Annotated in this window: 21 protein-coding genes; 5 read left to right on the plus strand and 16 right to left on the minus strand. The window is 45.7% G+C overall.

Annotation, left to right across the window (positions count from 1 at the left end; translation table 11 throughout):
* Window positions 1–3: 3 nt before the first annotated feature.
* The 4 genes from BZA03_RS08530 to BZA03_RS08550 all read right to left on the minus strand — a co-directional run bounded on the left by BZA03_RS08530 (window position 4) and on the right by BZA03_RS08550 (window position 7817).
* Window positions 4–2895 carry a nitrate reductase gene (locus BZA03_RS08530; RefSeq protein ID WP_110288515.1) on the minus strand — a complete coding sequence of 964 codons (2892 nt, stop codon included), beginning with the start codon at window positions 2893–2895 and terminating at the stop codon, window positions 4–6.
* Between the two features lie 87 nt (window positions 2896–2982).
* The gene (nirD, locus tag BZA03_RS08535; protein ID WP_014975661.1) at window positions 2983–3354 is read right to left on the minus strand and encodes a nitrite reductase small subunit NirD; all 372 of its coding nucleotides are present in this window, start codon (window positions 3352–3354) and stop codon (window positions 2983–2985) included.
* 36 nt (window positions 3355–3390) lie between these two features.
* Window positions 3391–5940 (minus strand): nitrite reductase large subunit NirB, encoded by a 2550-nt coding sequence (gene nirB, locus BZA03_RS08540; RefSeq protein ID WP_014948235.1) that lies wholly within the window; start codon window positions 5938–5940, stop codon window positions 3391–3393.
* Between the two features lie 311 nt (window positions 5941–6251).
* Complete coding sequence (locus BZA03_RS08550; RefSeq protein ID WP_014978293.1) at window positions 6252–7817, minus strand: SulP family inorganic anion transporter; 1566 nt, start codon at window positions 7815–7817, stop codon at window positions 6252–6254.
* A gap of 434 nt (window positions 7818–8251) precedes the next feature.
* Here BZA03_RS08550 and BZA03_RS08555 point away from each other — a divergent pair, with 434 nt between their 5' ends.
* Both BZA03_RS08555 and BZA03_RS08560 read left to right on the plus strand, forming a co-directional pair.
* The gene (locus tag BZA03_RS08555) at window positions 8252–8539 is read left to right on the plus strand and encodes a hypothetical protein (RefSeq protein WP_014948232.1); all 288 of its coding nucleotides are present in this window, start codon (window positions 8252–8254) and stop codon (window positions 8537–8539) included.
* A gap of 343 nt (window positions 8540–8882) precedes the next feature.
* Window positions 8883–10223 (plus strand): nitrate regulatory protein, encoded by a 1341-nt coding sequence (locus BZA03_RS08560; protein ID WP_039224912.1) that lies wholly within the window; start codon window positions 8883–8885, stop codon window positions 10221–10223.
* A gap of 82 nt (window positions 10224–10305) precedes the next feature.
* On the opposite strand, the gene BZA03_RS08565 is transcribed toward BZA03_RS08560, so the two are convergent.
* From BZA03_RS08565 to BZA03_RS08595, 7 genes are all read right to left on the minus strand, one after another.
* Window positions 10306–10509 carry a helix-turn-helix transcriptional regulator gene (locus BZA03_RS08565; protein WP_014948230.1) on the minus strand — a complete coding sequence of 68 codons (204 nt, stop codon included), beginning with the start codon at window positions 10507–10509 and terminating at the stop codon, window positions 10306–10308.
* Window positions 10502–10984 (minus strand): hypothetical protein, encoded by a 483-nt coding sequence (locus BZA03_RS08570; protein WP_039231818.1) that lies wholly within the window; start codon window positions 10982–10984, stop codon window positions 10502–10504. Before BZA03_RS08570 ends, BZA03_RS08565 begins: the two co-directional genes overlap by 8 nt.
* A gap of 377 nt (window positions 10985–11361) precedes the next feature.
* Window positions 11362–12003, minus strand: a complete 642-nt coding sequence (locus BZA03_RS08575) for a nucleotidyltransferase family protein (protein ID WP_110288517.1) — start codon at window positions 12001–12003, stop codon at window positions 11362–11364.
* A 2-nt stretch (window positions 12004–12005) separates the two neighbouring features.
* Window positions 12006–12698, minus strand: coding sequence for a phosphatase PAP2 family protein (locus tag BZA03_RS08580; RefSeq protein ID WP_110288518.1), 693 nt, complete (start codon window positions 12696–12698; stop codon window positions 12006–12008).
* A gap of 31 nt (window positions 12699–12729) precedes the next feature.
* Window positions 12730–13050: a BolA family transcriptional regulator gene (locus BZA03_RS08585; RefSeq protein WP_014948226.1), complete on the minus strand. Its 321-nt coding sequence runs from the start codon at window positions 13048–13050 to the stop codon at window positions 12730–12732.
* A gap of 5 nt (window positions 13051–13055) precedes the next feature.
* Complete coding sequence (locus tag BZA03_RS08590) at window positions 13056–13697, minus strand: alpha-ketoglutarate-dependent dioxygenase AlkB (RefSeq protein ID WP_039224473.1); 642 nt, start codon at window positions 13695–13697, stop codon at window positions 13056–13058.
* A gap of 138 nt (window positions 13698–13835) precedes the next feature.
* Window positions 13836–14918 carry a hypothetical protein gene (locus BZA03_RS08595; protein ID WP_110288519.1) on the minus strand — a complete coding sequence of 361 codons (1083 nt, stop codon included), beginning with the start codon at window positions 14916–14918 and terminating at the stop codon, window positions 13836–13838.
* A 236-nt stretch (window positions 14919–15154) separates the two neighbouring features.
* Between BZA03_RS08595 and BZA03_RS08600 the strand changes: the two genes are divergently transcribed.
* Both BZA03_RS08600 and BZA03_RS08605 read left to right on the plus strand, forming a co-directional pair.
* Window positions 15155–16387, plus strand: coding sequence for a methyltransferase (locus BZA03_RS08600; protein ID WP_014948223.1), 1233 nt, complete (start codon window positions 15155–15157; stop codon window positions 16385–16387).
* Between the two features lie 49 nt (window positions 16388–16436).
* Window positions 16437–17045, plus strand: a complete 609-nt coding sequence (locus BZA03_RS08605; protein ID WP_110288566.1) for a peptidylprolyl isomerase — start codon at window positions 16437–16439, stop codon at window positions 17043–17045.
* Between the two features lie 37 nt (window positions 17046–17082).
* Here the strand turns inward: BZA03_RS08605 and BZA03_RS08610 are convergent, their stop codons facing one another.
* The 5 genes from BZA03_RS08610 to efp form a co-directional block, all read right to left on the minus strand.
* Window positions 17083–17601, minus strand: a complete 519-nt coding sequence (locus BZA03_RS08610) for a GNAT family N-acetyltransferase (protein WP_110288520.1) — start codon at window positions 17599–17601, stop codon at window positions 17083–17085.
* Window positions 17602–17700: 99 nt separating this feature from the next.
* Window positions 17701–18318 carry a gamma-glutamylcyclotransferase gene (locus BZA03_RS08615; protein ID WP_110288521.1) on the minus strand — a complete coding sequence of 206 codons (618 nt, stop codon included), beginning with the start codon at window positions 18316–18318 and terminating at the stop codon, window positions 17701–17703.
* 169 nt (window positions 18319–18487) lie between these two features.
* Window positions 18488–20974 (minus strand): TonB-dependent receptor, encoded by a 2487-nt coding sequence (locus tag BZA03_RS08620; RefSeq protein WP_110288522.1) that lies wholly within the window; start codon window positions 20972–20974, stop codon window positions 18488–18490.
* A gap of 173 nt (window positions 20975–21147) precedes the next feature.
* Window positions 21148–22137, minus strand: coding sequence for an elongation factor P--(R)-beta-lysine ligase (gene epmA / locus BZA03_RS08625; RefSeq protein WP_258364616.1), 990 nt, complete (start codon window positions 22135–22137; stop codon window positions 21148–21150).
* A gap of 64 nt (window positions 22138–22201) precedes the next feature.
* Window positions 22202–22771 carry an elongation factor P gene (efp, locus tag BZA03_RS08630; protein WP_014948217.1) on the minus strand — a complete coding sequence of 190 codons (570 nt, stop codon included), beginning with the start codon at window positions 22769–22771 and terminating at the stop codon, window positions 22202–22204.
* Window positions 22772–22807: 36 nt separating this feature from the next.
* Here efp and epmB point away from each other — a divergent pair, with 36 nt between their 5' ends.
* Window positions 22808–23833, plus strand: a complete 1026-nt coding sequence (gene epmB / locus BZA03_RS08635; protein WP_110288524.1) for an EF-P beta-lysylation protein EpmB — start codon at window positions 22808–22810, stop codon at window positions 23831–23833.
* Window position 23834: the final 1 nt, after the last annotated feature.

The following is a 23834-nucleotide window of genomic DNA, read 5'->3' on the forward strand; positions in this document are numbered from 1 at the left end:
CTCCTAAACAGATTGAATTTCAATGACTAAATGCTTGTCTATCAGCTGAGACAAGGCGGGCTTGCACGAGCCACAATTCGTACCACACTTTAATGCTTCACCAAGCTCTGCCACCGAACTACAGCCTTCTTCGATGGCATGTGTAATGGTTTTTTCGCGCACTTCAAAGCAGCTACAAACTACATCACCATTTAAAAATGCGTCGTCTACTTGGCCACGTATTAAATTGCGCTGTATGTCTGTAGAAATAGATGTGTTGAGAAGGCTGGCGAGCCATTCGTTAGGTACTGACCATGTGTTTTTTAAATGTGGCGCTGCCTGCGCTGTTGTATGTGCAGCTGCTGGTGCCCTTTCACCCTTTTCTGGCTCATCGCCTAAAAACGCCGCGAAACAAAGAGTATCATCGACAAGCGCAAGGCATACTGAGTATGTATGATGATGAAACTGCAATAGCACCGCGTTTTGCGGCAGCAGAGGTATCAACCCTTGTGTAAAATCTCGACGACCTTTGTTCGAAGCAACATTCAATACTGATAATGCTGCATCCGAGTTATTTAAAGGTGAAGACGCCTCTGTGCTTTCAAGCGGTGTCGTATTCCAGTAATCACACGCATGCTTTAGCGCGTCTTCACTAAAGGGATTAAGTTTTGAATTATGTGCTGATTGGTTTACTGATGAAACAAAGAGCTTGCCGTAGGTAGCGAAGTGAGCAGGCGCGATAGCAACCGCCGCGTGTTTTAACTCTGGCTGCCCTGAAATAGGGTCTACCGCGCTGGCGTAAAGTGCGCCTAGTTTACTGTGCGAACCCCATTGCGCCGACCAGTGAATGGGAATGAATACTTCCCCTTTGCGCATATCCGTATCCGCTTTAACCGGATAAATAACAGGGGCGTCTTTACACAGTGCACTTGAAAGAGAAACAAGATCTCCGCCTTCAACGCCCAATTCAGCAGCGTCTTTAGGGTTGATATGCACGCAAGCACTTGGCATATGAGCCAGTAACTTTGCCGCTTTACCCGTGCGCGTCATGGTATGCCACTGATCTCGCGCTCGGCCGCTGTTCACAACAAAAGGATAAGCGTCTGATGTTACCTGCAGTGGCGCTCTGTAAGTTACGGGAATAAATTTAGCTTTGCCACTAGGGGTTGAAAACCGTTTATCTTCAAAAGGACGTTTACTGGTAAGGCTAGGTTGAGAATTAGAACTGGCCGCATTCTCAGCTTTTATAACTGTGTGAAAAGGCCACTGCAAAGGCGATAGCCCATTGTACTGAGCTTCACTTAACGCTTGTAGAGGTGACAGGTCTAGCTGCCGCTTACCGTTATTTTGATAGCCGGTTAGCCCAGCGTATTCGCAGAATATTTGTGACGGATGGGTAAAATTAAATGCCTCGCCAAAGCCCATTTTACTCGCCACTTCGCACAGTATTTGCCAATCGTGTTTTGCACTACCTGGTGGGGGCAATATACCGCGTTGACGTGAAATACGGCGCTCTGAGTTTGTCACCGTGCCGTCTTTTTCCGACCACCCCGAGGCGGGAAGGGCAATGTGCGCGTAGTTGAGCGTATCGTTAGATTCAACAATATCAGACACCACCACCATGTCACATTTAGAAAGTGCGCGTTCAACTTGACCGCGATTTGGCATACTGACAACGGGGTTCGTCCCCATTATCCAAACGAATTTTACCTTTCTACTCTCAATTGCATTAAACAAATCAACAGCTTTAAGCCCCTGCCCTTTGGGCATAACAGGGGCATTCCAATAGGTTTTAACAGCGCTGATATGCTCAGGGTTTTCAAGGTCCATATGTGCAGCTAGCATATTGGCTAACCCACCGACTTCACGCCCTCCCATGGCATTAGGCTGGCCAGTAATTGAAAACGGGCCACAACCGTCTTTAGCAATTAAATCCATTGCTAAATGACAGTTGATAATGGCTTGGGCTTTATCCACACCAGCAGAAGACTGGTTCACGCCCATAGAATAAAAAGTAACTACGCTAGAGGCTTCACAAAAGGCATCAAAGAAGGCCTTAATGCTGTTAACGTCCAGGTCGCATACTTCAGCAACGTCATCTAACGTTAAGGCAGTTGCACTTTTGAGCGTTTCATCGAGCCCCTCGGCATAGGTATCAACGGCGGATTTGTCTATTCGACCTTGTGCGTTTGCATAGCTGAGTAAACCGTTAAATAGGGCTACGTCGCTACCCGGTTTTACAGGAAGGTGTAAATCGGCAATGGTACAGGTTTCGGTTTTGCGTGGGTCAACAACAATGACCTTCATATTCGGATTTTTCAGCTTTGCTCGCTGAATGCGTTGAAAAAGCACTGGATGCGCCCACGCCGCATTACTTCCGGTGATCACCAGTAAATCTGTACATTCCAAATCGGTGTAATCGCAAGGCACCACATCTTCACCGAACGCACGCTTGTACGCGGCAACGGCTGATGACATACACAGGCGTGAATTCGTATCGATATTGGCGCTGCCGATGTAACCTTTCATAAGCTTATTGGCAATGTAATAGTCTTCGGTGAGAAGCTGACCTGATACATAAAAAGCAACGGCATCCGCGCCATACTGCGCAATGGTAGAGGTGATCTTATCCGCAATCACATCGGTGACCGTGTCCCAATCCACCGATTGACCTGCCATGGTTGGGTGAAGCAAACGACCGTTTATGTCGTTTGTTTCAAGCAGGTTTGTTCCTTTGACACACAATCTTCCATAATTGGCGGGATGCTCTGGCGTGCCTTTAACAGTGTCCAGGGTTATGGCACGCGTGCTTACGTTGCAACTGATATCTACACCACACCCTACGCCGCAGTATGGGCATGTTGTTTGTCTTAATTGTTCAGACATCATGTCGGGTTGTCGTGTAGGCATATTCATTTCATTACCTTTTTCGATTTCAAAGCTTTTGAATGCATTTGGCTAGAAGGCTTTTTTCATGTGGGCGTTCAAATAAAGGCAGTTTGCTTAAACGCCGACAAAAACCTTTTCGCCCTCTACCTTCACAGCGTAAGCTGTGACGGAAACATCGTCGTGTTCTTTACACAGCCCGGTTTCTAAAAAGTAATGCTCTTTGTATAGAGGCGAAGCAACAACAGGCGCACCGCCTATCGACCCTAGAAGCCCGCGATAGAGTACGTTTGCTTTACCAATAGGGTCGTAGTTACTAATGGCGAAAACCTGGGTTTCGCCGTTTATCTTCAAACTGAAAATTGCCACTTGCTGTGAGTCGACAAGGGCGCAAACCCCACTGTTTGTCACTAAGTCGTTCGTCTCACAAACATAGTGCCATTGCACTTGCTGTGGTTCTGACGCCATTACATTTTGCGCTGCTGACATAATTTGATTCTCCTAACAGGGTTGATAAGCCAGTGGCTATACCATAGAGACAGGAATGAACTGATCTTTACCTGCTACTTTTTCAGCTTCAGTAGCTGGGCGAACCTGGCCTCGCTCTGAAACAAACTGAATATTGGTGTCGCTAGCATTGCTGTTTACGAATTGACGGAAACGCTTGCGCGACTCAGGGTTTTCGATGGTGGTTTTCCATTCGCACTGATAAGCATCAACCACAGCATCCATCTGTGCTTCAAGCTCACCATTAATGCCAAGAGCATCGTTTATCACAACGTCTTGCAAGTAAGCTAACCCACCTTCTAAGTTGTCCATCCACACCGATGTGCGCTGTAGGCGATCAGCCGTTTTCACGTAAAACATCAGCACGCGGTCGATGTACTTAATAAGGGTTTCGGTATCTAGGTCGGTGGCAAACAGGTCTGCATGTCGAGGCTTCATGCCGCCATTCCCGCAAACATACAGGTTCCAGCCTTGCTCGGTAGCAATAACACCAATGTCTTTACTTTGGGCTTCTGCGCACTCACGGGTACACCCCGAAACGGCAAATTTAATTTTGTGGGGTGCACGTAAGCCTTTGTAACGATTCTCTAAATCAATGGCAGTGCCAACAGAATCCTGAACACCGTAGCGACACCAGGTGCTGCCCACACACGATTTCACAGTACGCAGTGCCTTCGCGTAGGCGTGACCGGTTTCAAAACCGCCAGCGACGAGTTTTTCCCAGATATCAGGTAAGTGCTCTACGCGCGCTCCAAATAAATCAATGCGCTGACCACCCGTGATCTTGGTGTACAGGTTGTATTCTTTTGCCACTTCGCCGAGCAGAATCAACTTCTCAGGTGTTATTTCGCCACCAGGTACACGCGGTACAACGGAATACGTGCCATCTTTTTGCATGTTGCCAAGGTAGATATCGTTGGTGTCTTGCAGAGGAAGATGTGAAGCCTTAAGAATGTAGTCGTTATACACCGAGGCTAAAATTGAGCCGACAGCGGGCTTACAAATTTCACACCCTAGACCTTCACCATGCTGCTCTAGTAGCTCGTCAAAGGTGCGAATGCCGTTTACCTTAACAATGTGAAATAGCTCTTGTCGGGTATGGTTGAAGTGCTCACAAATGGCTTTTGATACTTCCACACCGCGCTTTTCAAGTTCGCTATCCACAACATTTTTAAGTAAGGCAGCACAACCTCCACACCCTGTGCTGGCTTTGGTTTCGCCTTTTACATCGCCAACGCTACAACAGCCGCCTTCAATGGCTGAAACAATATCGCCCTTTGTCACATTTAGGCATGAACAAATAGACGCGGTGTCTGGCAGTGCATCGGCACCTAGCGCCGGTGCAGCATCGGATGAGGGCAGAATTAGGCTTTCTGGGTGTTCAGGTAATTCAATATTATTAAGTGCATACTGTAGGAGCGTGTCGTAGTCGCTGGTATCGCCAACGAGTACAGCACCAAGCACGTACTTTTGCTCGCTATCTACCACCAGCTTTTTGTACACGCCTTCTGGCTGATTTAAATAGGTGTAGCTAAGCGCACCGACTGTGCGTTCATGAGCATCGCCAATTGAGCCCACTTCCACACCCATTAGCTTGAGTTTGGTACTCATATCTGCGCCAGCGAACTCGGCATCGCCGCCGGTTATATGACTTACAGCCGTGCGCGCCATGGTATAGCCAGGTGCTACCAGGCCAAATATTTTGTTATCCCACAGCGCACATTCACCCACAGCGTAAATGTTTGGGTCAGACGTCACGCAGTGATTATCAATGACAATACCGCCGCGCTCACCCAGTGTTAGCGCTGACTTTCTGCCGAGCTGGTCGGAAGGTCGAATACCGGCAGAGAATAAAATCATGTCAGTTTCTAGTGCAGTGCCGTCAGCAAACACCATTTTATAGCGGCAGGTATCACCGGCCTCAATAGTTTGCGTTGCCTTTTGGGTGTGAACCGTAACGCCCAATGCTTCTATTTTGTCCTTAAGAACGTTACCACCTGCTTGGTCTAGCTGAACCGCCATAAGCTGCGGGGCAAACTCAACCACGTGGGTGTCGAGACCGGCTTGCTTTAATGCGTTAGCGGCTTCTAAACCCAACAGCCCACCACCAACAACAACCCCTACTTTGCTCACCGCTGCTGAAGCTTCAATAGCGAGTAGATCGTCTATAGTACGGTACACCAAGCAATGCTCTTGATCGTTGCCAGGGATGGGTGGCACAAATGGGTATGAGCCCGTAGCTAACACAAGCTTATCGTAGCTAAACACCTGCCCTTCAGAAGTCGTCACTTTATTATTGTCACGGTCTATATCGGTAACCAAGGCATTGGTAACTACGTTTACGCCCCACTCGGCGTACTGAGCGGGTGTAGTGAGCGCTAAGTCATCAGCACTCGCGCCGCTAAAAAAAGACGACAGATAAACGCGGTCGTACGCAAGGCGTGACTCGCCGCATAAAACGGTTATTTCTACATTGGCATCGCTTTGGTGAAGCTGCTCAACAAAATGATGCCCCACCATGCCGTTGCCTACGACGACAATTTGCGTTTTTGAGTCCAATGAAGTCATGGTATTCCCCTTTTTTCGGGACAAAAAAAAGCCCGCTTCAACTTTCGTTGATGCGGGCTTCGTTGCCTATTTTGCCAACGGTTTAGGTCGGCTAACACATTTTACGGAGTGTTATAAATCACACAATTTTCAGCGATTGACACAAATCACCAAAACACACTTTACGTTTATAGCTATCCAAGTTCAGTGCCAAAACCGTAAACAATTGTTTTTATTTGATTTACTACAAAATAAGCATTATGCAGACTTCACAACTGCACCAAACAAACGCAAAACTGTGTTTACTTGGTGCATTAAGGCTTTCAAATAACTTAGGCCAGCTTATCCGTCGCTACGCGGTAGCGAGGATCTTCAACCACATTAATTTCAACAAACTTATCGGCCTTGCGAAGCAGTGAGCGACACTCATCACTGATATGGCGAATGTGTAGCTTTTTACCCTGCTCTTCGTATTTGTCAGCAAGGGTATCTAGCGCATCGATACCTGATGAATCCCAAATGCGAGAGTCTTTAAAGTCAATAACTACATCATTAGGGTCGTTGGCGATATCAAACAGGTCTTTGAAATGCGATACCGAGCCAAAGAACAGCGGGCCGTCTAGCTCATAGACTTTCCAACCGTCGTTATCGATATGGGATCTCGCTTCAATATGACGAGCGTGTTTCCATGCAAACACCAGTGCTGAAACGATAACACCCACCACAACCGCAATAGCCAGGTCAGCGATAACGGTAACGCCGGTTACTAGGAAAAGTACGAACGCATCTTCTTTGTTTACGCCGCGAATAATTCTGAATGACGCCCACTCAAATGTAGCAATAACCACCACGAACATAACGCCAACAAGGGCAGCGAGAGGAATCATTTCAATTAGCGGAGCAGCAAATAGAATAAAGCCCAATAATACAACCGCCGCGGTGATACCAGACAAGCGGCCACGGCCACCAGAGTTAATGTTAATCATACTTTGGCCAATCATAGCGCAACCGCCCATACCGCCAAAGAAACCGTTTACGGTATTTGCAACACCTTGGCCAACGCATTCTTTGTTGCCGCGTCCGCGGGTGTCCGTCATTTCATCAATTAATGAAAGGGTAAGGAGCGATTCAATAAGACCAACCAAGCAAAGAATGACTGAGGTAGGCAGAATGATCATGAAGGTTTCCCAGGTGAACGGCACCATAGGAATAGCAAAGCTAGGAAGTTCACCCGCTAGCGTTGCGGTATCGCGCTGGTCAGCTGGTAGCAAGTCACGAACAAAGTCGATTACAGTACGCGCTTCAAGGTCAAGACCATGTACTAACAAGGTCACCGTAACAATCGCTACAAGCGACGCCGGTACAGCTTTGGTTAGCTTTGGTAGTAAATAGATAATGGCCATGGTTAGCGCCACAAGCCCTAGCATCCAATATAACAGCGTACCTTCCATCCACTGTAATTCACCCGCTGCGTTGGTCACTTTGAACTGGCCTAATTGCGCCAAGAAAATAACAATTGCCAAACCATTTACGAAGCCTAGCATTACCGGATATGGGACCAGTCGTATAAACTTTCCGAGCTTGAAAATACCGCACATAATTTGCAGTAAACCAGCCAAAATAACCGCGGCAAATAAATACTGCACGCCGTGTTGGGCAACCAGTGCCACCATTACAACGGCCATGGCGCCGGTAGCACCAGAAATCATTCCTGGTCGGCCACCAATAGCGGAAGTGATTAAGCCCATCATGAAAGCCGCATAAAGACCAATCATTGGTTCTACGCCGGCCACAAATGCGAATGCAACGGCTTCAGGGACCAAGGCAAGCGCCACGGTAATACCTGATAGCACGTCGTTTTTAACGTTGCTGTCTTTACTGGTAATTAAATCGAACATGTTCTCTCAGAAGCTAAGATGTTAAACACAACAACCCACCATGGCGTACACCGCGTTAAAGCAGAACACCAAGTAGGTAGGAGATTTTTTCGGCGATTCTATCACCATTGTAGCGCAAAATCTTTTAATAGATTGTTACTAGGGCCTGTTGAACGTTGATGTGCAGCAAAGATCAACAGGCTCCAGTCCGAACTACTTGGCGCTTACGTGATAAGCGCAGGGCTCTTTGCCCCTTTCCTAATGCTGTGAGCTTGTCAATTTTTCATGTACGGTCTCAGGGCTTAATTTAATAGCGAATGCTGACAAATTGCATCGTACATGGCATCGTATAATGGTTTTTATTAACCGCGTCGTTCAATGCGCTTCGATTTCTAATACGGGGCTATGGTAAGACGTCGCAATAAGGCACAAGTCTTATTCAACGAGGAGTTAAAGTGGTACCTTATATTCTGACTATTTTGTGCGTGCTAGTGGCAGGCGCTATTCATTGGATGTCGCCGAAAGCTTATTGGAAAGCCACTATCATGTCGACCGCCGTTATTTTACTATTTTCTGTAGCAGCATTGTTTATCTTTAAAGCATCAGGAATGCTGGTTAGCGAGCACACTGGCGAGAATGCTGACTTTTCTGGGCAAATGTTAACTATCACCACAATGATTGCCTTCTTCGGTTTCTTAATTTCACTGTTTGTAGGTTGGTTTCTTCGCGTAGTCAGAAACTAATCCGGAAAGCAAAACCACATAGTTTGCGAGGCTGCACCATTTTGGCGCAGCTTCTTCCCTCCCAACGCCGCTAACCTTTCCGTTCCCCCTTATAAAGTCACCTTAAATAAAAGTTCCAGCCGAACCACATGCCGCGAAATGTCAGCACTCCGGGCGTTTTTGTTCACTCTAAGGCTTATCTTCATTAATTCTAATAAACAGGGCATAAGTGTTGCTTGGTACACGTATTGCTCTGCTGAGTGCAGGGGCTAAGAGCAATGAGTTTCAAAAAACGTTTCGCCAATAGATGCACTCATCAAGAAAAAATTCGAAACGTGTGTACCGAAGATTAGCAGGCCTTAACATGCTTCATGAACCAGAACAGACCATTGCGCTTTGTAGCGACGCCACTAAGCGCTTTTTGCTAGCGGCCAAGCACGCCGAAATAACCGTGCTTGAGCAACTATCTAGTAATTGTCGAATTGTAATTGCCGTTCGAGAACTTATTCATGAACTGCAAAAAGAGCGTGGGGCCAGCAATATCTTTCTTGCTTCAAAAGGCGAGCGTTATGCCGCTGAGCGAATGCAGTACGTCAGTGCTAGCGAGCAAGCGGAGTCAATGTTGAAAAGCCACTTGAAATCTCTCTACCTGACAGATGAGATCACCACGGGTAACCCGCGGTTGTTGAGCAGCATTACACTTGCTATGCAGGCGACAGACTACCTGCCCAGACTTAGAGAACAGGTAAGCAAGCAGCTGCTGACACCACTGGAATCCACACGAGCATATAGTCGTCTAGTTGCCAGTTTACTTACGGTTATTTTTGAAGCGGCAGATATTGCAAGCGACCCAACAATCACTCGCTTATTGGTTGCACTGTTCAATTTTATGCAGGCAAAAGAATACGCTGGGCAGGAGCGGGCGTGGGGCGCTATTGGTTTCGCAGAAACTCATTTCGATGTTCGCCTTTGTGAAAAGCTGGCCGCGCTTCAGCATGCCCAAGAACATCACTTCAGTATATTCTGTGAGTTTAGCTGTAAGCCGCATAAAGATGCATTAGACGCGTTGAACAAAAGCCCTGCTGCAATCGATATTACACAGCTTAGAAATATGATTGCACAGCTTGGTGACGGCAGTCCGATTGCCGGAGAAATATCGGAAGTTTGGTTTGATGTAGCAACGCGTCGAATGGATGCAATGCAGACTATCGAAGTGGCGCTCACTGAGGCCCTTACTCAGCAAGCTAACAGTAAAGTCGCCGATGCAAAAAATGAGATGGCCAATCATCAGCAGTTGCTTACGCGCTTCAATGATGAACACGCTACTGATGGCTCACCGCTCACCTTATTGTTCGATCCAAGTATGCCTGGACTCGCGGAAGACACCAAAGAAGACGAAATCAAAACGCTATCACTTAACGAGCAAACGAAGACTTTATCTGCTCACCGCTCTTTTTATGATTTACTGCGTTCACAGGCCCAACACATAGAAGATATGGGTCGGGAGCTCGAAGAGGCCAAGCGTGCAATACAGGAACAAAAACTGATTGGGCGAGCAAAACTGGTAGTAATGGAGCAATTCGGATTAAGCGAAAATAACGCGTATCGTCGACTGCAAAAACAAGCTATGAGCGAAAATACGACCATAGCGGCTATTGCCGCTAAGATCGTAAATATTACAACGAAAAACTCAGCAGGAAGGTAAATTCCGGCTCAACACAAATTCCGACTTTTTGTGCAGCGCCCTTTAATAGGCTTCCACTACAGAATATTTCCAATGTATCGATTTATTTAAGTGCGAATACTTGCTCAACTGGAATAGCAAAATATTCGGCAATTTTTAGAGCAATAACTACCGATGGTGTGAAACGTCCGGTTTCCACGGTACTTATAGTTTTTCTGGAAACACCTATCGCATCAGCTAACTCTTGCTGAGAGATTTTATGTTGCAATCGGAGCTTGTGAATGTGGTTATCTAAATCTTCATTCATCTAGCTCTTCCTCGCGCAACTTCCACAAAATGGATGTTCCATGAGCAGCCGCGGCTACACCAAGTAAGACTTGAAGAGCATTGGTAATCTCAAAGGGAGCAATTACTTCTACAAACCACCTACTGTCACCCCAAAAAGCGAGAATCAGTGTGCCGAAAATCAGTATATGACAGGTAATGCGCAAGCTAAATGAGCTGACGTAGTCCACATATTCATCGTCAAATGTTAGTGTCCAAAAACCCAACCGGGATATATTTTTGGCAAACTTCGTTGATTTAATACCTAATGCTACGCAGTAAATAGCACTTGCTAATGAAGCTACCTCTAATGCCCAGTAAATAACTGAGTCTGTATTGCCAATTACAGCTAATGCAACTTGGAATAGCACAAATAAAGCTAAGGCGAGACTGACTTTACCCGTGATTGTTAAATACTCTTGTTCCGTCTCTGGTGGTACCAAAATTGATGTTGCCATTTTTAAATTCCCTATTATTAACGGCGCATTGATGCCGAATAAAGCTCACTGCGTTCTAATGTCACATATGATACCTAAACGGATCATATGTAACCCTTAGGTATCAATGATACCCAAAGGTTACATGAATGCAAGTTTTTTATGCAACACACGTGTGCCGCGTTTACTGTAACTACGTTCTTTCGTAATTTTTTCGACGATAGGTGCAGAGGAAATGCCGGGATAAATTGGCTAATTCGTAATGCTTTACTGATAGTATGAATGCAGAAATGAACAATGTATTGTTGTGCAGAAGAACGTTTATTATGGCTTTGATTAATCAAAGTATAGTCTGAAACATTGCGTGCCAATTCGTACAAATATGTACTGCTTTCCAGTTACTTATGAACTTTCAACAAAGGCCAAACAGTAAGCCAATTCTTAGAAGCAAGTCGCTGTTTAAAAACTTCGGGTCTTGGATATTTTGGGTTAATACTTATGGTGCCGGCGAAGTTTGCTTCCAAACCAAATGGCGCGAGTATGTCTAAATCATCATTGGCTAAAAGACGAACCGCAACACAGGTTTCTCGTTCTATCCAATAAGAAATAGCGTCGTGGCAATTTTGATAGGGAGCGTGCGCGTGAGCTACGTGCATACGCGCTTGGTTTTTAACTTGCCAATTAGCTTGAGGAACCATACGCGCTAGCTCGCGTTCTATGGCTTGTTCTTGTGCTTTCAGCCCTGGTTTAGCAGCTGCAGAATTTGGTGAGTAAGCTTGCGGTTGAGGTACTGATTCCAATGTATTATCGGCACTCGCAACACTTTGCGGCGGATTAATTTCACCACTAAAGTAAATCACATCAATATCGTTAAGGGGAGTTGGTGTCGCTCTTGCGTGTAACTCATCCCATATGGCATTTCGAACAAATCCAGCACCAATGTACCCTTGCGGTAAATCGAGCGCTCTCAAAGCGCGAAGGCAACGCATGCGAAAAGGATCCCGCTTAATAATGTCGCCTAGCCGCTTGAAATCTTGCACGTTTAACCTTCGCCTTTTATACGCAGTTTGCGTTTCCACTTGATGATATAAAAGCAAAAGGCAGCCATACTGCCACCAGCAAACCACCCTGCAATAATGTCGCTAGGCCAATGCACGCCCAATAAAATGCGGCTTAAGCCAATACAAAATACAAGAAAGGTGGCTGCCATGTAGATCCACACTTTTACTGAATCGTTTTGCGTGAAGTACGTTAACAAATAGGCGATATAGAAATAAACAAGCGTAGATAAGGTAGCATGTGCAGAGGGGAAGCTTTGTGTATACACACTTACATCCTGCATGGGCAGCGGAGGACGAGGCCTGTCGATGCCAGCTTTGAGTAAGAAAGTCGTTACGATCCCCACGGCAACAGCAATCAAAAAAGTCAGTGCCTTTTTCTTTTCACCGGCCATCGCCAAGGCTCCGGCAACTGAAATCGTGACAAAGATAAGTGCCGTATTACTGCCTAACGCGGTGATATCGCGAAGCGCGTCTTCTTTCCAACCCGATACATTGCCTGCTTCACTAATTACATTGAATAACGCATCGTCAAACGTAGTCAGCACGCCCATGTAGACAAACAACATCATAAGCAAAAAACCGGTGCCAAGTAGTAACACCTGAATAGAGGGGGTTTTAATGATGTCTAAGTAAGAGGCTAGCGCGCCGCTGTTTTTTGTTTCACTGCTTGTCATAAATCTACTTCCATTTAGTACAAAAAGAGCGTTATTGGTCGTGCTTGCTACCACCTAGACAGTTTGGCGATACCATAGATTGCCCACCTCGAGCTTCCCACTCTGTAGGCGTATACGTGTGAAGTGCCAACGCATGAACAGGCCCCTGCAGCGCTTCAGCCGCAAGACCGTTAATTTCTCTGTGTCTCGCTATTAAGCGCTTACCCTCAAAAGCATCACTCACTACCGTTACTTTGAAATGACTCTGAGCCCCCTCTGGAACATTGTGCATAAAACTCTCATCTACAACCTCGAGAAAACTCGGGTTAAGTGCAGCTTCAATCGTAGTTTCCAGAAACGCTTTTACTTGCATTTGGCTTACCTTGTTCTGTGAATAAGATGTCGGAATGTAAGATTAATTCTACCACCGATAGGCTTAGCCGTCTTCGCAATACCGTGCACATAATGACTTTGTGTTGTTCCTGCCATAATTAATACACTGCCGTGCTCAAGCACCTGTGTATACTTTTCCTTTGTTTCTTTGTGCTTAAAAACAAAGGGCCTTGCTTCACCTAAGGTGACGGATGCAATAACCGGGTTTATACCCAACTCAGGCTCATCATCTGAATGAAAGCTCATGCTATCTTGTCCGTCACGATACCAATTCGCTAACACACTGTTGAACTTTGTATTTTGGGTTGCAGCACATAACGCTTCACAACAATCCTTAATGCTTAAAAGGCTGTTCGTCCACGGATTTGGCGACATGGTTAAATTCGAATAGGTATAGGTGCAATCGTCATCGCCGTGCCAGCTCTGAAGGCGGGGAATTTTTACCGGCTTGCCAAACAATCTGATCGAGTCCTGACGCCAGGGTAACTCGGCCTTCAGTAACTCAAAAAAAGTATCTGCATCATTTTTTGATAGCGCGTGAGGAAAATAAGTGACGTCGCCCTCTGACAGCGGGAGCTTATGAGATGAGCTATTGTTTTCTGGGGTCTCGAAAAGAGAAAACTGCATGCGTAACTATAATATTTCCGGTGATTTTTAATTTTGGCTATGGGCACTTGATCTCAAAAGTGCTTAAACACACTTTTGAAGTTCCCCCAATTACACCTTAATTACGCATGCATTGCTAATGTGGATTGATGTTAACTTCTATAAGCGTGATTTTTCTTTGAAGTCGTCATCTGCAGGTGTGGCACTGTATGCACCGCTGTCTTGAATAACGCCTTTATTCTTGTTCATCCACGTTTTGATTACGGTACTGCTCGCCGATGCGCTCGGTACTTGGGTATTGCTTCCGTCAAGTGTCAACGGGCTGAAAGCTCGTGACCAAAAATAGTGAGTCACTGCAGCACCGTGCTTCTCAGCCACTTGCCACCAAGCAAAATTCCATGGTTTTAGCTCTGAAAATGCAATGCTATTCATTAGGCTAGCGTTATTGTCACCAGCAAGAAATGTGCTGGTAACCGGCGAGCTACGATACGCTTCAATGGCAATTCCCTTAGCTTTTAGTGCATCAACAGTGCTTTTACTTCTCTCACCAGTCCAATCGTTATTCAGATAAGATTTTTCACCTATGGAATAGAAAGGGTCGAGCAATGCGATACGATTTGGCCGATATGATGATGTCAGAACACCTCTATTTACCGCATCGTCTAATTTCTCTGAAATAGTAAGCGCTAGTTGATTCCCCAAAGAGTGACCCGCTATGCGGAGCTCGCTACCATTAAAGTTAGGCATTCCATTCGTGAGTGAGTTGTAAAGTAACTGTGTTACCGAAGAGCTTGGTCCCGAGCTGTAGCTGCCATTTGACGACTTCCAGCGCATATTTCGAGGACCAGAAGCCGAATGAATCTTGGCTTCTGCATCTTTAACTTCAGACTCATCTGCAAACTGGTTCCAATACAGAATCCCTACATTATACCCTCTATCTAACCAATACCATGCGAGGTCTTCGTTAGGTCCTCCCGAGTTTGAACGATTCAACGTCTCGCGACGACGCTCCGTTACCGAGCCATTTTGCCATCCGTGAATGTAGATGACCGTTTTATTATTGGCGTTGTAGTATGGATTAGGCTCATTAACATTCGCTTTTTTCGCGTCGTTGTAGTCAAACCAATACAAACCGTAATCTAAATTACTAAAGGCGGCATCAGGGAAAGTTACTTCAGCTTTAACATTTAGAGAGAGCGTTGAAAAGGCAATGGACAGTAGAATTATCAGTCGTTTTTTCATAGTTTTCTCAGTTAATTATCAAGTGGTCAGACGAGACTTAATTAACAATATTTTCACACAAATAAAACAAAGTAAACGTTTTACCTTTTATTTTCATCGAAACATTCGCGTTTTGAGTCGTCTTGGCTGTTAGAGCCGCGTAGCTGATATGATAAGATAGGCAGCGCGTACATAAACCAAATAGGCATTCCCAAAAGTATGTGAGTGCTTTGAGCCTTCTCTGAAAACAGACTCCAATGAATACAGAATTTATTTTTGCCGACCGACAATTCTCGCTTATTCGCTACCCTGAAAAGCACCAGCACATAAGCCTTCAAGCATGGGATAGCGCTGATGAACTCGTTATTGAGCACATTGAGAGCTTATTAAGTGAAGCGTCGCTTTCAATTGGCAGTGGTGACAATGATGGCTCAATGATGATTTTTAACGACGATTTCGGCGCGTTAGGTTGTTGGTTTTCGCACTTAGCACCTTACTGGGTATCTGACTCCTACATATCTTTGCGATCACTCTCTGAGAATTTAAAAGCCAATCATTTACTGGGTAATGCAGAAACGAGCAATAAAAACGGCCTGCTAACCGCGCCGCTGAAAACCTTGACTAGCGTGCAAAGCTTAACGTTTAAGCCAGAAAAGGCGCCGAGTCTTGTTGTGCTGAAGGTCCCCCGCGCCCTTGCACTTCTTGAACAGCAGCTTATTGATTTACAAAAATATATAACACCTGACACGCGTGTTATCGCAACCGGTAAAGTGAAGACCATCACAAAATCCGTACTCAACCTATTTGAACGATATATTGGCCCCACCACCACGTCCCTTGCCAAGAAGAAATCGCGGCTTGTGTTCGCTTCGCCTCGTGAGTCAATAAAACTATCTGACTCGCCCTATCCGACGCGTTGGCAGTGTAAAAGTACGATGGGAACGGCGTTAACTATAGACAATCTGGCGAATACGTTTTCCCGACAGTCATTAGATATAGGCGCTCGCATTATGCTTGAACATATGACGGTGAGCGCTAATGATGTGGTGGTAGATTTAGGCTGCGGCAACGGAGTACTGGGGGTTAATGCCCTTTCTCTTGCCCCTGATGCCAAAGTAATATTTGTGGATGAGTCCTATATGGCATTAGAAAGTGCCAGACTCAATGTGCTCAACAACTTCCCGGATAAAATTGATCAATGTGAGTTTGTTGCAAGTAATTGCCTTGAAACATTAATCAATAGAGAGAATAAACCTGCTGTTACCAAAATTCTGTGTAACCCACCGTTTCATCAACAAAACGCAATCACTGACCATATTGCATGGCAAATGTTCACTGATTCCCGGGACGTACTTATTAAAAGCGGTCACTTAGTGGTGGTTGGTAACCGACACCTCGACTATCACATTAAACTTAAAAAGTTGTTTGGTGGCGCTAAGGTACTTGCGAGTGACAAAAAGTTCGTTATCTTAGGCACTGCAAAACGATAAGCGATCAAAAAACATGCGCGAATTAAGGAAAACATCTAAAGGCATTTTTATGAAGAAAATACTTTTATCACTGCTGACCGCCATCATGCTAATAGGCAGCAGTTCACCCGTTATGGCCAAGAAAGACGATGGGTCTCAGGTTCAGCCAGATAACTATTACCCTCGGGTGAAAATAGAAACCACCATGGGCGATATTGTGGTTGAACTGGACAGAAGACGTGCGCCAATTACCGTAAATAACTTTCTTCGTTATGTTGACAAGCGCGCCTACGAAGACACCATTTTTCACCGCATCGTGCCTGGTTTTGTTGTGCAAGGTGGTGGTTATACGGCAGACTTCAACGGCAAGTCGAACTTTCCAGATATCTTCAATGAGTCTGGTAACGGTTTGACTAACGACCTGCACACCATTGCCATGGCAAGACAAGGTGACCCGCATACCGCAAACCGACAATTTTTCTTCAACGTGAATGACAACAGCAGCTTAAACCCCGGAAGAGACTGGGGCTACGCGGTTTTTGGCGTAATTGTTGAGGGCGAAGATGTTGTTGATGCCATGTCGGAAGTAGAAACTGAATATTCGATTCGCCTTAACGCGAATAACGTACCCATTGAGCCGATCATTATTAAAAAGATGACCGTGTTACCGCCCTTATAGCGATTAACAGATACAAGCAGCCATAAAGAGCAATGCTTTATGGCTGTAATTCCAACCTGAACAAATGCTGTTTTGGGAACGTTTTGTCGAAGTAAAAGCCTTGCTTGTTAAATCCTAAGCGCTGTAAAAGCTTCTGCGACGCCATATTTTCTGGGTGCGTCATGGCTGTTAAAAAACGATAGCCCTTAGACGCAGACCACGCAATAACACACTGACATGCCTCATAACATATACCCTTGCCTCTTGCTTCAGGCAGCATTGCAAAGCCTAAATCTGGACATTCAAATGCAAAGCGATTGAAGAGACCACAAACCCCTAACGGTTGTTTGGTTTCGGTTAATTCGACAGCCAGCAGGCCATACCCCCACTCTTCGCGCTGCGCATTTGTTTTGCCAATGTAGTCACACGCATCGTCTACTGTATCGACATTTTTACTTCCAATGTATCTAAGCCATAGCGGGTCCTGCTGCAGCGCAAGTACCCAGTGTTTATCATCAAAAGTAAGCGGCCGTAGCGTTATTTTATCGTTTGTAAAAATAGCGGTGTTTGTGTTCACACTAATCCTTTTAGCAAAGTTTTTATGACGCGCATGTAGTACTCGCTTTTGTACCTCTACATTTGAACGTATAACTAGAAGTAAGACCTAAGGCAAACACTATCTCTTTGATAGAAGCCTGTCTATGTGCTCAAAGTGGTCTGGGTTGACCACTGCCGCGCGGGGGTACTTCGGGTTCGCTCTGTCGTTTACTCTTGGGTGCTCCCACAACGATGTATGGACGATAAATCGCTCGGCTTCCTCTATACCACCGTGCTCTAAGCATCCACTCAAGCATGTATCTACGTACGTTTGATGTACGGGATAGGCGTCATTTGCCTGTGTACAGTCGAGTGTTTCGCAAATCCAAAAGGTAAATTGTGCAAGCACATCGTCTAGAGACGCAGAACCCTTGTGTTGATGAAAGTTGAGTGCTTTAGCGCTTACTTCGACAAACCGATAGTCTTTTTCTCTCTCCTGTAAGGCAGGGTTAATTTGTGTTGGGATAAGCTGGGCGTTTAATTTGCTATGCGCATTGGCCACGGCGCCAACGTAAGTCTGCTTTTCATGAAGACTTCGCGTCACCCATGCCCTTTCGAAGCCAGAAACCGTCACAGGGATCCCTGGTGTAAAAATGTTGGAGTAGCGCTCTCGGCTGTCTTTGCTAAGTAAGCTTCCATAACCTAACACCATGTGTTTTTCGGTTTGCGTACTTAACCAATTCGCTATTTCATTCATTTTCACCTCTACTTCACAACCGCTCGACGTTTACCATCTTAAGCATGTTTATCTTTGCAGTTTATTCAACTGGAAAAAATCGTACTGACCACTTTCCCCTAGTATAAAAAAAGGCGATGTACTGAGAGCCCCAATACATCGCCTTGTATACCGCAGTGGAGTTGTTTAATTAAAACAACGCTCTCACACCCATAGTAAAGTTTCTACCTGGAAGCGGTGCTTGGTCTTTTAAGAAAGATGTATGAACACGGGCTTCCTCGTCAGTTAGGTTTTCACCGCGCGCAAACACTACCCAGTCAATGCCCTGTGTGCCAAATTCATATTGCACGCTTGCGTTAACCAAGGTGTAACCGTCGGTTGCAGTCTCAAATGACGCAACTTCATTTTGGTCGTCGTACCACGTAAAGCCCACGTCAGCACTTAAACCATCGTTCACGTAGCTTAATTCACTACCAAAGCGCATAGGCGGCGTGCGCGGAAGGTTGTCGTCTTCTATTTCTGCGCGGATATAGTCACCAAATACGGTTAAGCGTAGCGTGTCTGTTAAATCAACGTAAGTTTCTGCTTCAAAGCCCCAGATGTCAGCGTCAGCCTGTTGGAAATAATAAATTGGCAAGCCTTCTTCATCGCCGTGTTCATCATGTCCATGTTCTTCGTGCTCGCTTTCTAATCCTTCCTCTTCGTGCTCATCGTGTTCTTCGTGCTCGCTGAGCGCAATTAAGCCTGTGCTTGTTTGGAAGATATAGTCATCTGCTTGATTGTAGAAGAACGACGCACTGTAGCCCCAGCTTCCGGTAAACTTACGGAAAGTAATATCTAGGTTGGTACTAACTTCTTCTTTTACGCCTTTAAGTGTTTCTTCGATATGGCCTTCCTCGTCCATATCAAATACTAGACCTACTTCGTAGCTTTGCGTTGCTAAATGCTGGCCAGCAGAGAAAAGTTCTTGCTGGCTTGGTGCACGTTCGCTGCGTGATAGGGTTACGGCAATTGAGTGACCTTCCTGGTATTCCCAGTTAGCGCCCGCTGAAAGTGATAGGCTGGTGAAGTCGTAGTCAGGGAAGTTGAAAGCAACAGCATGCTCTTCGTGTTCTTCACCCTCATGTTCCTCATCGTGCTCCTCGCCTTCATGCTCATCATGCAATACGTCAAGTTCCACTTCGCTGGCATCAGCGTCTAATGTCGTTCGCTCTAGTCGGCCACCAAGCTCAAAGGTTACATCACCTACTTTCTTTTGTTCTATAACATAAAGTGCGTAGCTTGATGTGGTATTAGCTGGGGTAAAGGCTTCTTCGCCCACGGCATTGTAGTCACTATGATTAAACTGTAGCCCGAATACGCCGTGCCAGCCGTTCACTTCTTCGTGGTAAGCAGAAAGACGGATATCGCTCGACTCATTAGTAAATACGGTACCTGGTTCACCATCTTCAATTTCAGCATGTTCGTAATCGGTGTAGGCTGCGGCAAACTTAAGGTTTGTAAGTCCACGTACTGGAGAGTGCCACTCACCGGCTGCTTGATAACGGGTCATATCTACATCAAGTAACACGCCTTCTTCAGCGTGTTCTTCATGATCATGTTCTTCAAGGTCGTGGTCTTCGCCCTCATGCTCTTCATCGTGCTCTTCCTCACCATGAGCATGACTATGGCCAGGTACGCCATATTTATTGTCGAGTTGTTCAACAGCAAAACCGAAGTAGCCTTCTTCAGCCACGTAAGATAAACCAGCAACGACGTTACGCGTCTCCATTGCGCTGCTTTCTAGCACACCGTTTGGTTCATCTTCATCGGGTTCGATAGACGCAAAACCCGGAATATCCGCGTTGTCTGTATCGCGATAAAACCCGTCGACATGCCATACAACATTACCACTGCCACCCGTTACATCTGCACGGGTATACGAGCCGTTATTCACTGTACTGTAGCTAGTTTCAGCTTCGCCTTCTACGCCGTCTATCTGATACTGAGGAATACGTTTGTCAACCACGTTAACAACACCACCAATAGCGCCACTGCCGTATTGAAGCGTCGCAGGACCGCGAAGTACTTCTACCTGGGTTGCACTTGAGAGTGTGGTGGCGACATTGTGATCTGGACCTACTCGAGATACATCAGATACATCCAAACCGTTTTGAACAATCTTGACACGCGGGCCATCGTTACCGCGAATAACTGGGCTGCTTGAAACCGGGCCAAAATAAGTGCTGTGCACACCAGGCGCGTTTTTTAGGGTTTCCCCTAAGGTTGGTGCTTCTATTTTACGTAATTTTTCAGCACCAATGACGGTCACTGGCGTAACAGATTCCAGTACTGATGATTGAAGCGCATTGGCGGTAACCACGATATTTTCGACGGATGCAGGCTTTAAAACGAAGTCTACATTTTGATCCGTATTTACGTCGCCTAAGTCGTTATCACCATGAATGTAGTTAGAAGAATAAACATGTAAATGAATATGCGGCTGCTTTACATCGTCAAAACGGTAAATACCATTTGCATCGGTGTATGCTACACGGCGGCTGCCTTCAATCTTTACTTCAGCCCCTGCAACAGGTTGCCCTGCCGTGTCGGTGACTTTTCCCGTTACTGTGGTGGCATACACAGGCGCACTTAACAGCCCTGCTATGGACAAACTTAGCAGCGAACGCATTTTCATGGGTATTCCTCTGAGGATGTTATAACATTATCTAGTGATGTTATAACATTTTTCAGCATTGCCGTGCTCATGTCAACCGCAGGCCGATGTAAGTTACCCCTTATCTACGCTAATTTAATGTTTTGTAACTATTTAGGTGCAAAGCCTTCGCTTTTCTGCCCCATTAAAAGTCTCTAAGCTCTGCTTACCGTGAAGTTGATCACTTCTTGAATGTGTTTTGCATTGGTTTTGAGCATAAGCAAACGATCGATGCCCAGCGCCACACCCGCACACGGTGGCAAACCTGCGTCAAGCGCACTTAGAAAGTTTTCATCAATGGGCTTAGTGGGAAGGCCATGTTCTTCGCGCTTTCTGTTATCCGTTTCAAAGCGCAGCCGCTGCTCTTTTGCTGCACTTAACTCATGAAAACCGTTAGCAAGTTCAGCGCCTTGGTAATACACCTCAAAGCGTTCGGCAACCCGTTCATCAACTGGACTTAGTTTGGCAAGCGCCGCCTGAGAAGCAGGGAAATCGTAGATGAAGCACGGTTTTTCGTTACCGATTTTAGGTTCGATTACATAGCTGAATAACAGTTGTAACTTGCTGTCATAGCTTAAGCTTTGCGGCGCATGAATATCTATGTTCTGCTCTTCCATTGCCTTTAGCAAAACGTCGTTATCAGCACTTAACGGGTCAATATTTAAATAGGTTTGAAAAGCTTTCTGATACGTCATCTTATCGGCCGAAGCCGTGTTTAAGGTTTCTTGCAGCAAGGCGTCAACCTCGTCCATTAGCGCAAAATGGTCAAAATCTAAGCGGTACCACTCTAGCATGGTGAACTCTGGGTTGTGCCAGCGCCCTTCACCTTCATGGCGAAACGCTTTACACACTTGATAAATACTACCGCTGTCAGCGCACAGTAACCGCTTCATGGCATATTCAGGGGAAGTTTGAAGATACAGCGTAGTTGGCTTACCGGATGAGGCAAAATTGAATTGTGTATCAAACGCATCTAAATGCTCATCGGTAACCGTACCGTTTGAAAGTAAAGGCGTATCGACCTCTAACACGTTTCTTGCGTAAAAAAACTCACGGATTGTTCTGAGTAATTCTGCTCGCGCAACACGGGCTTCATGAGTGGTAGTAGGCTGCCAAGATTGCATGTATTCAAACCTAAGAAGAATAGCTAAAACAAAAAACCGGTACACTAAGGCACCGGCTTTACACGTATACAGAATGTCTCAGATATTATTTTTGTGCGCGAGACACGTATTCGCCAGAGCGCGTATCTACACGGATAACTTCGCCTGTTTGAACGAATAGAGGAACGCGAACAACTGCACCCGTGCTAAGCGTTGCTGGCTTACCGCCAGTGCCTGCTGTATCACCTTTAAGGCCAGGATCAGTTTCAGTGATTTCAAGCTCAACGAAGTTTGGTGGCGTTACTGTGATAGGTGAACCGTTCCACAGTGTAATGGTGCAAACGTCGTTTTCTACCAACCACTTGGTATTCTCGCCTACCGCTTTTTCGTCTGCAGCGATTTGTTCGAATGTATCGTTGTTCATAAAGTGGTAGAATTCGCCGTCGGTGTACAAGTAGGCAAGTTCCGTATCCATTACGTCAGCGCCTTCTACTGATTCACCTGAGCGGAAAGTTTTTTCTAAAACTTTACCTGAAATAAGCTTGCGGATTTTTACGCGGTTAAACGCTTGGCCCTTACCCGGCTTTACGTATTCGTTTTCTAGAATGTTGCAAGGTTCGCCGTCCAGCATGATTTTCAGGCCGCCTTTGAACTCGTTAGTGCTGTAATTAGCCATAATTCCTCTGTCTAAACATAAGGTACAAAAAGTTTCGTGGAACAAATAATACCTAAAAAACCGATTTCTGTAGAGCATAACTGGCAAAAAGAATTAGCAAGTAGCTTTACTGATCCTGCAAAGCTATTGCAACACTTAGGTTTAGACCAAGAAAAATACGCACAACACATTAAAGCACGTCGTCTTTTTCCTATGCGTGTTCCACGACATTTTGTGGATCTGATGGAAAAAGAAAATCCCAACGACCCGCTGTTTTTGCAAGTCATGCCGCTCAGCGATGAATTCCTAACATCACCCGGTTATAGCGAAGATCCGTTAGACGAGCACGACACCGCAGGCAAAGGCATACTGCACAAATACGATTCTCGCGTGTTGTTAATGGTTCGCACTGGCTGTGCAGTAAACTGCCGTTACTGTTTTCGCCGCCATTTTCCTTACGCCGACAATGCGGTAAGTAAGCACCAATGGCTTGATGTGCTTGAATACCTTCGCAGTAATAACAAAATTAATGAGGTGATTTTTTCAGGTGGCGACCCACTGATGGCGAAAGATGATCATTTGTCGTGGTTAGCGAACGAAATTGCCGCCATTCCCCATATAAAACGCCTGCGTATTCATAGCCGTCTGCCGGTAGTGCTACCAGAACGAATTAGCCGTGACTTTGTTGAATGGTTTACCGCATTGCCGCTTCAAAAAGTATTAGTGCTGCACGCAAACCACGCAAATGAGATGTCAGAAACGCTAAAATCCCGATTAAACACACTACGAGAGAGAGGTGTGACTCTGCTCAATCAGTCGGTATTGCTAAAAGGCGTAAACGATTCCGGCGATGCCATAAGTGATTTAAGTGAAACGCTATTTGAGGCTGGAGTACTGCCCTATTACTTGCACGTGTTAGATAAAGTGCAGGGTGCGAGTCATTTTTATGTGAGTGATGATGAAGGCCGCGCAATTATGGAAGAAGCGATAAAGCGCCTGCCGGGCTTCTTGGTGCCAAAACTGGTGAGAGAAATTGGCGGACAACCCGGCAAAACGCCTATCGACTTACATTTGCATCCGTAAC

Origin of the sequence: Alteromonas sp. I10, from assembly GCF_003201515.1 — a bacterium.
Taxonomy (GTDB): domain Bacteria; phylum Pseudomonadota; class Gammaproteobacteria; order Enterobacterales; family Alteromonadaceae; genus Alteromonas; species Alteromonas macleodii.

Excerpts from the sequence above, each read along its gene's own strand:
- BZA03_RS08530 (WP_110288515.1), bottom strand. The coding sequence starts at position 2,895 with ATGAATATGCCTACACGACAACCCGACATGATGTCTGAACAATTAAGA.
- nirD (WP_014975661.1), bottom strand. The coding sequence starts at position 3,354 with ATGTCAGCAGCGCAAAATGTAATGGCGTCAGAACCACAGCAAGTGCAA.
- nirB (WP_014948235.1), bottom strand. The coding sequence starts at position 5,940 with ATGACTTCATTGGACTCAAAAACGCAAATTGTCGTCGTAGGCAACGGC.
- BZA03_RS08550 (WP_014978293.1), bottom strand. The coding sequence starts at position 7,817 with ATGTTCGATTTAATTACCAGTAAAGACAGCAACGTTAAAAACGACGTG.
- BZA03_RS08560 (WP_039224912.1), top strand. The coding sequence starts at position 8,883 with ATGCTTCATGAACCAGAACAGACCATTGCGCTTTGTAGCGACGCCACT.
- BZA03_RS08565 (WP_014948230.1), bottom strand. The coding sequence starts at position 10,509 with ATGAATGAAGATTTAGATAACCACATTCACAAGCTCCGATTGCAACAT.
- BZA03_RS08570 (WP_039231818.1), bottom strand. The coding sequence starts at position 10,984 with ATGGCAACATCAATTTTGGTACCACCAGAGACGGAACAAGAGTATTTA.
- BZA03_RS08580 (WP_110288518.1), bottom strand. The coding sequence starts at position 12,698 with ATGACAAGCAGTGAAACAAAAAACAGCGGCGCGCTAGCCTCTTACTTA.
- BZA03_RS08585 (WP_014948226.1), bottom strand. The coding sequence starts at position 13,050 with ATGCAAGTAAAAGCGTTTCTGGAAACTACGATTGAAGCTGCACTTAAC.
- BZA03_RS08590 (WP_039224473.1), bottom strand. The coding sequence starts at position 13,697 with ATGCAGTTTTCTCTTTTCGAGACCCCAGAAAACAATAGCTCATCTCAT.
- BZA03_RS08595 (WP_110288519.1), bottom strand. The coding sequence starts at position 14,918 with ATGAAAAAACGACTGATAATTCTACTGTCCATTGCCTTTTCAACGCTC.
- BZA03_RS08600 (WP_014948223.1), top strand. The coding sequence starts at position 15,155 with ATGAATACAGAATTTATTTTTGCCGACCGACAATTCTCGCTTATTCGC.
- BZA03_RS08605 (WP_110288566.1), top strand. The coding sequence starts at position 16,437 with ATGAAGAAAATACTTTTATCACTGCTGACCGCCATCATGCTAATAGGC.
- BZA03_RS08615 (WP_110288521.1), bottom strand. The coding sequence starts at position 18,318 with ATGAATGAAATAGCGAATTGGTTAAGTACGCAAACCGAAAAACACATG.
- BZA03_RS08620 (WP_110288522.1), bottom strand. The coding sequence starts at position 20,974 with ATGAAAATGCGTTCGCTGCTAAGTTTGTCCATAGCAGGGCTGTTAAGT.
- efp (WP_014948217.1), bottom strand. The coding sequence starts at position 22,771 with ATGGCTAATTACAGCACTAACGAGTTCAAAGGCGGCCTGAAAATCATG.